This is a genomic window from Burkholderia sp. AU4i (genome assembly GCF_000466765.1).
Classification (GTDB): domain Bacteria; phylum Pseudomonadota; class Gammaproteobacteria; order Burkholderiales; family Burkholderiaceae; genus Burkholderia; species Burkholderia cepacia.
In genome coordinates, this window is the sequence record NZ_ASSI01000437.1 from 1 (window position 1) to 725 (window position 725).

The 725-nt window shown below is 75.0% G+C and carries 1 protein-coding gene and 1 pseudogene; both read right to left on the reverse strand.

The features are described 5' to 3' along the window. The coding region (locus tag L810_RS43345; protein ID WP_042978479.1) for a uroporphyrinogen-III synthase at nt 1–354 on the reverse strand (354 nt) is incomplete at its 3' end. After that, nucleotides 354–725 (reverse strand): annotated as a pseudogene (locus L810_RS43350) (hydroxymethylbilane synthase); the annotation flags it as partial. The pseudogene L810_RS43350 and the gene L810_RS43345, both read right to left, overlap by 1 nt.

The window sequence follows — 725 nt, forward strand, 5'->3', positions numbered from 1 at the left end:
GGCCGGCGCCTGCGGCGCGATCACGCGATGCGCGGGCGCCGCGATGCCGTGACGCTCGAGCGCCGCCACGCTGCCGGGCCCGACCACGCCGACCGGCAGCGCATTCGGCCAGATCGCGCCGTACTGCGCGAGCGCGCGGTCGATCGCGTTCGGCGACACGAAAATCACCAGCGCGTAATCGGCGAGCGCCGCGAACGCGGCGTCGAGCGGCGCCGGATCGTCGACGGGCGCAATATCGATCAGTGGGAATTCGAGCACGTCGCAACCGGCCTCGGCCAGTTGCGACGCGAGCGCGCCGGACTGGCCGTCCGGGCGCGTCAGGACAGCGGTGAACGCGCGCGCGCCGCCCGCCATCAGGCGTCGCCCTTGCCGGCGGCCTGCGAGCCCGCGAGCAGCGCCTGGACGATCTCGAGCGCGCCTTGCGCCTCGAGTTCGTCGGACACGGCGCGGCCGAGCGCGAGCGCATCGGCGACGCTCATGACGGCCCCGCGCTCCTCGGCGGTCAGCACGCGCTTGCCGTCGGTCGTCGACACGCGGCCCGTCAGGTACAGCTCGCCCGCGCGCCACACCGCATGCGCGGCGAGCGGCACCTCGCAGCTGCCGCCGAGCGCGCGCGACACCATCCGCTCGGCCTCGACCGCAAGCGCGGTCTGTGGGTCATGCAGCGGTGCGAGCCACCCGGCGACGTCGTCGCGGTGCGACGCGATCTCGATGCCGAGCGCGCC